Source organism: Longimicrobium sp. (assembly GCF_036554565.1).
GTDB lineage: Bacteria > Gemmatimonadota > Gemmatimonadetes > Longimicrobiales > Longimicrobiaceae > Longimicrobium.
In genome coordinates this window covers 1-5,362 of sequence record NZ_DATBNB010000657.1, presented here as the reverse complement: position 1 = coordinate 5,362, position 5,362 = coordinate 1, and the positions used below count along the sequence as shown (strand labels likewise).

Here is a 5,362-nt window from a genome sequence, read left to right as displayed (position 1 = left end):
TCATCGAAGTCTTCGCACGGCATTGGCGGCACGGACGGAGATCCTATAGGCCGGAACCGTGCTGTCGCCATTCCCCTCTTCATCGGCACACGTTGTATCGCACCGGCGAGCGGTTCTGGCCCGTGTGCCTCACATGGCGCCGCCGTCAAAGTGAAGTACTTCCTTGTCGGTGGGGCCGAGTACGATTTGCTTGTTAAACCGGGCAATTACTAATACAGTTGAACGTAGCCTGCCGCGAAAAGCTTACCGTCCGCCAAGCCCCTTCAGTACTTCACTTCGCAGCCGTAGGGCTGGGTCTGGGCGACCGCGATCGGGCGGCCCGCAAGGCCTGCGTCGAGCGCGGCGCGGACGTAGTTCGTGGCGCCCGCGATGTCCTTGGTGCTCGGCGAGGGCCGATTGTCGATCGCACCGGCGTAGCGAAGCACACCCTGCGGATCGATGATCGCGTACTGCGGTGTGTTGCGGGCGCCGTACTGCCGTCCGAGCACGCCCGCCGTGTCGCGGATGATCGCCGTCGGCGCCGCGCCCTTGTCGCGAGCCTGTTCCTCGGCCTTTTCCGCGCTCGTGTACCCCTGCCTCCCGGGCCCTGACGACACGACCGCGAGCCAGACTACTCCCTTCATGGTGTACTCCTGCTGCATCGCCTGCGAGTTTCCTACCCCGTTCACCAGGGCGTAGTGCTTCTTCGTGTACGGGCATCCATGGTTGAACCACTCCAGGACCACCCACTTGCCCGCGTAGCCGGCGAGCGAGTGCGATTGGCCGCGCGTGTCGGTCGCCGTGAACGCCGGTGCGGGGCCGCCGACCGTCAGGAGGTCCGGCAGGCTCGCCGGGTCCTCGTGGGCGGCGATGAACCGGCGCGCGGCAATGCCGCCGAGCAGCAGTACGGCGACGGCAACCGCGGCGATGATGCGGCGCTTGCGGGAGCGCCGCGGGGGTGTGGTCGTCTCAGTCATGGCGTACCTCCGAGGGTGAGTGAGGGTTGGATTCGTTTGCTGGCCGGCGCCGTCTGCCGTAGGGCTGGGGACGGTGATGCCGCGGCGCGGTCGAGCGCCCCGGTCACCATGCCGGAGGTAAGCAGCGTAGGCATGACGATGGGCGCCGCATCGCGCGCGCGGGGGTAGACGACGACGAACGGCACGCTGGTGCGCCCGAACGCGGCGAGTGCGCGCGTCACGGCGGGGTCGCGCGTGGTCCAGTCGGCACGCAGCAGCACGACGTCGCGATCACGGATTGCCGTGCGCACCGCCTCCGTTCCGAACGCGACGCGCTCGTTGACCTTGCAGGTGAGGCACCAGTCGGCGGTGAAATCCAGCAGGACGATGCGGCCGCTGTCGCGCTGTGCCTCCAGCAGCGCCGCGCTGTACGGCCGCCACGCCAGCGCGCCCTCGGCCGATGCCGCGCTCCCCGCCTGCACCGCGCGCGGCACTGACGCACCCTGCGCGCGTGCGCCCGAGACGAGCGCGAGCGCGCCGGCGGCCGACGCAAACGCGAGCAGCTGGGCGAACCGGCGGCCACCCGCCGGTGCCGCCAGGGTGCCGAACCGGCCGAGCGCCCACAGGCCGAACGCCAGCAGGGTGCATGCGGCGAGCAGCACGACCATCGCGCCCACCCCGGCCTGGCGGCCGAGCACCCAGGCAAGCCACACGACCGTCGCGAAGAGCGGAAAGGCGAGTACCTGGCGCAGCGTGACCATCCAGGCGCCCGGCTTGGGCAGCCAAGCACGCAGGCGCGGCACCGCGGCCACCATCGCAAGGGGCCAGACCAGGCCCAGCCCCAGCGCCGTGAACACCACGAACGACGCGGCCGCCCCCGCCGTGACCGCGTACGCGACCGCCGCCGCAAGGAACGGGGCGGAGCACGGCGTCGCCAGCGCGGTGACGAGCACCCCGCCCAGGAAGGCTTCTACGTCCTTGGGCGCACGGGTCGCCGCGGCGGAGAGACTCCCGCCGACTGGCATCAGGTCGAACACGCCCGCCATGTTCAGCGCCGCCGCGAAGATGACGAGCGCGAGCGCGCCGACCACCGCGGGATTCTGCAGCTGGTAGCCCCATCCGACCTCCGAGCCGGCGGCGCGCAGCGCGAGCAGCACGCCCACGAGCGCCCACATCGACACGAGCACGCCGGCCCCGAACAGCAGCACGTGCCGCCGCGCAGTCCGCGCATCGTGTGCGGCCGCCTCCGCGATCCCCAGCGCCTTGATCGAGAGCACGGGAAGCACGCAGGGCATCAGGTTGAGCATCGTTCCGCCAAGCAGCGCGAGCAGCCCCGCGGTCGCGAGCGCGACCCATCCCGCGCCCGCGCCCGGAGCCGGCGGCGCCACGGCGGCGAGCTGCGCCATGGCGACGACCGGCGCATCCACTTCCAGCATCATGCGGGGCGCGCCGCCACCCGGGGACGCGGCGGTGTCGATCGCGAGCACCCCGGTGATCCGGGAGGGCGTCCCGGCCGCGTACGCGGAGCGGCCGATCTGCATCTCCAGGCCGGCGGGCCACGTGCGCACCCGGGGCTGCGCCGCGTGGTCGATCACCCCCGTCGAGTCGATGAAGAACTCCACGCGCGGCGGGGTACGCCCCCCGGCGATGGCGCCCGCGGGCGGATACGCGTGCAGCATCACGTTCGTGGAATCGACTGCCGCGCTGAACGTCCAGCCGTCACGCCGAGCCGGGACGTGCGCGGCCTCCGCGGCGAACGCGCGGGCGACCGTCTCGTCCGCGATAGTCCGGGCGGCCACGGGCACGGCGAGCGCGACCTCCACATCCCCCGCGACGCACTCCAGCTCGCACACCACCACCGAGAGGGCCGCCACGACGTTCGCGATCGATCCCACACGCGCGGACGCCGGCACGTGCACCGCGCCGAGGAGGTGCACCTCGCGCTCGTAGCCGTACGACGCGAGCGGTGGCGATTCGATGCGCTCCGGCGTCGGCCAGCGGAGCGGCGCGGCGGTAAAGCCGTCCGGCAGGCGCCAGGTGACTTCCGGCGCGCTGCCCACGTCCCCCGCGTGACGCCAGTACGTGTGCCACCCCGCGTTCGGGCGCAGCCGGATCGCCACGAGGATCGTGTCGCCCGGCGCCACCGTCCGGGCCGCGCTTCGGAGCTCGACCTCGACGGGACGGTCGGACGCGGCGCGCACCAGCGATGGCGGCGACTGCGCCGTGGCCCAGCCCGGGAGGATGGCCGCCGCGAGGGCGGCCAGGAGAATGCGATTGCGGATCATCGAGATGGATCGCGTTTGATGTGCATGCCTCGGGATGCTGCTCGGACGTGCGACTACCGGATCTTCCGCAGGCGGCGTCCGGGGCTCCCCGCATCCCGCGCCTCGAATCCCACGACCCGGCCCTCCGCGTCAGCGAGAAAGGTGATGGTGTTCCCGGAACCGGCGCTCCCGCGCTCGAAGGTCGCGCCCGACTGGTGCACCAGCCGCCCCTTCTCGCCCCAAGGCGTCGCGACGACGAAGGAGCCCTCCTCGAAGCTGACCCTGAACACCGCGCCGGGCCGCATCTCGTACTCGCCCACGAACTGCCGGCGCGCTTCCTCTCCCGTGATGCTCGTCGCCGGGGTGCCGGCGACGGCGGGCTGAGGCGCGGGGGCGCGCGCGGCCGGCGGGGTGTGGCCGAGCGCGAGCGCCGCGATCACGTGGGTGCCCCCCGGGGCCACACGGGGGTAGACGTTGTACAGGAGGGTCACCGACAGCGAATCGGCCGGGTACCAGCCGTGCTCCGACACGAATCCCGTCACGTCCTGGCCGCCGTGCGTGATGGCCGGGCCGCCCCACGGCGCGGGACCGACGGTCAGCCCGAAGCCGTAGTCCTGCGCCACCGCTGGGCCGCGCGGCGTGGTCATCGCCCGGTACGAGGCCGCGGAGAGCACCCGCCCGCCATGGAGCGCCCGGTTCCACTTGGCCAGGTCCGCCGCGGTGGAGCAGACGCCGCCGGCGCCGAGCTGCTGCGAGGGATGGACGGCGGGAGGCGGCGCCAGCGTCCCCTCCTCGGAGCGCACGTATCCGCTGGCCCCCGCGCCCGCCGCGACCTCTCCGCACGACCGGAGCGCGGACAGCCCGAGCGGCCGCGCGATTTCGTCCCGCAGCACCGCCGCGTACGGCTTGCCGTACAGCTTTTCGACGAGAACGCCAAGGATCATGTACCCGGTGTTCGAGTAGAGGAACGCTGTGCCGGGCCGCGAGGCCATGGTGTCGCGCGCCGCCTGCGCGATCAGCGAGTCGCCAGGGAGGTTCGCCTCGATGCGGGACCGGTCCACGTAGCTCCGCTGCAGTCCGGAGGTGTGGTTCAGGAGCTGTTCGATGGTGATCGCCCGCCACTCGGGGCGCAGCCCGGAGAGGTGGCGGCCGATGGAATCGCCGAGCGTCAGCCGGCCGCGCTCCACGAGCTTGAGTACCAGGGCGGCGGTGAACTGCTTGCTGTTCGAGCCGATCGCGTAGACCGTGTTCGGGTCCGCCGCGCGGCCCCCCGCGACATCCGCCATCCCCCACGCGCGCTGCAGCAGCGTTTCGCCGCCGCGCGTAACCACGATCGACGCGCTGGGCACGCCCTGCGCGAGCAGCTGCGTCTTCACCAGCGAATCGGCGAGCGCCGCAAGCGCCGTGGCGGAGGGCCGAGGGCCGCTCACCGGGCGATGCGCAGTCCTGGCCTCCTGCGCCTGGGCAGCGGAAAGCGCCGGGGCCGCGGCCAGCAGAGAGGCGATGACGACGCGGAGTGTTTTGGACATGGAAGGCACCTCGGGGGTCGGAACACGTCGATGGGATGACGCACAGGTGTACGAGTTACCTAGTACACTAATATTGTGGGTCACTGATGGCAAGAGTCATCATCCGCCACCGTTCGCCCAACGGCAGATCGGAACCGTCGAATGGGGCCAAACGGCATCGCCAGCGGGGGCGGGAGGCAAGTATCATCATGAGAGCGCCTTCATCCATCCGCCCGCGAGACGTTCGATGCACCTGATCCTGATGACCTCCGTCCAGCAGGCCGCGCCGGTGTGGCGCGAAGGGGAGAAGGCGGCCGCCGTGATCGGGCTCGGCACCGGGGCCGCGGTCGCCTTCCTCGTCTACCGATTCGCCCGCCGGGTGCCGTGGCCCAAGCCGTTTCGCCCGCGGTTCGCCGCGCTTCACCTCGTTGCCGCGCCAGTGGCCGCGCTGGCCTGGTACGCACTCTCGGTCACGCTCGAGAGCCTGGTGCCGGGGTACGTTCCCGACGTGCAGGGGGGCAGCCGGGTCGAGATGCACCTGATCGTCGGAACGATCTTCTACGCCATCATCGCCGGGGTCGCCCATGCCGTGGAGGGGAGCGCGCGCGCCGCGCGGGCCGAGGCGATGGCGGCGCGCACGCAGCTGGCGGCGCTG

The 5,362-nt window shown here is 71.9% G+C and carries 5 protein-coding genes; 2 read left to right on the top strand and 3 right to left on the bottom strand.

The genetic code is table 11. The annotated features are described in order from the left end of the window. The coding region (locus VIB55_RS18275; RefSeq protein ID WP_331878106.1) for a hypothetical protein at positions 1-213 on the top strand (213 nt) is incomplete at its 5' end. Between the two features lie 50 nt (positions 214-263). On the opposite strand, the gene VIB55_RS18270 is transcribed toward VIB55_RS18275, so the two are convergent. Genes VIB55_RS18270 through VIB55_RS18260 form a run of 3 tightly spaced genes read right to left on the bottom strand, consistent with a single transcriptional unit; the run spans position 264 to position 4,728 of the window. Further along, complete coding sequence (locus VIB55_RS18270; RefSeq protein WP_331878105.1) at positions 264-956, bottom strand: redoxin domain-containing protein; 693 nt, start codon at positions 954-956, stop codon at positions 264-266. Beyond that, on the bottom strand, positions 953-3,220 hold the full coding sequence (locus VIB55_RS18265; protein ID WP_331878104.1) for a protein-disulfide reductase DsbD family protein: 2,268 nt from the start codon (positions 3,218-3,220) through the stop codon (positions 953-955). Before VIB55_RS18265 ends, VIB55_RS18270 begins: the two co-directional genes overlap by 4 nt. 53 nt (positions 3,221-3,273) lie before the next feature. Next, complete coding sequence (locus VIB55_RS18260) at positions 3,274-4,728, bottom strand: serine hydrolase domain-containing protein (RefSeq protein WP_331878103.1); 1,455 nt, start codon at positions 4,726-4,728, stop codon at positions 3,274-3,276. 226 nt (positions 4,729-4,954) lie between these two features. On the opposite strand from VIB55_RS18260, the gene VIB55_RS18255 reads away from it, so the two are divergent. Then, the coding region (locus tag VIB55_RS18255; protein ID WP_331878102.1) for a hypothetical protein at positions 4,955-5,362 on the top strand (408 nt) is incomplete at its 3' end.

Coding starts and splice junctions, on each gene's coding strand:
- VIB55_RS18270 (WP_331878105.1), bottom strand. CDS start 956: ATGACTGAGACGACCACACCCCCGCGGCGCTCCCGCAAGCGCCGCATC.
- VIB55_RS18265 (WP_331878104.1), bottom strand. CDS start 3,220: ATGATCCGCAATCGCATTCTCCTGGCCGCCCTCGCGGCGGCCATCCTC.
- VIB55_RS18260 (WP_331878103.1), bottom strand. CDS start 4,728: ATGTCCAAAACACTCCGCGTCGTCATCGCCTCTCTGCTGGCCGCGGCC.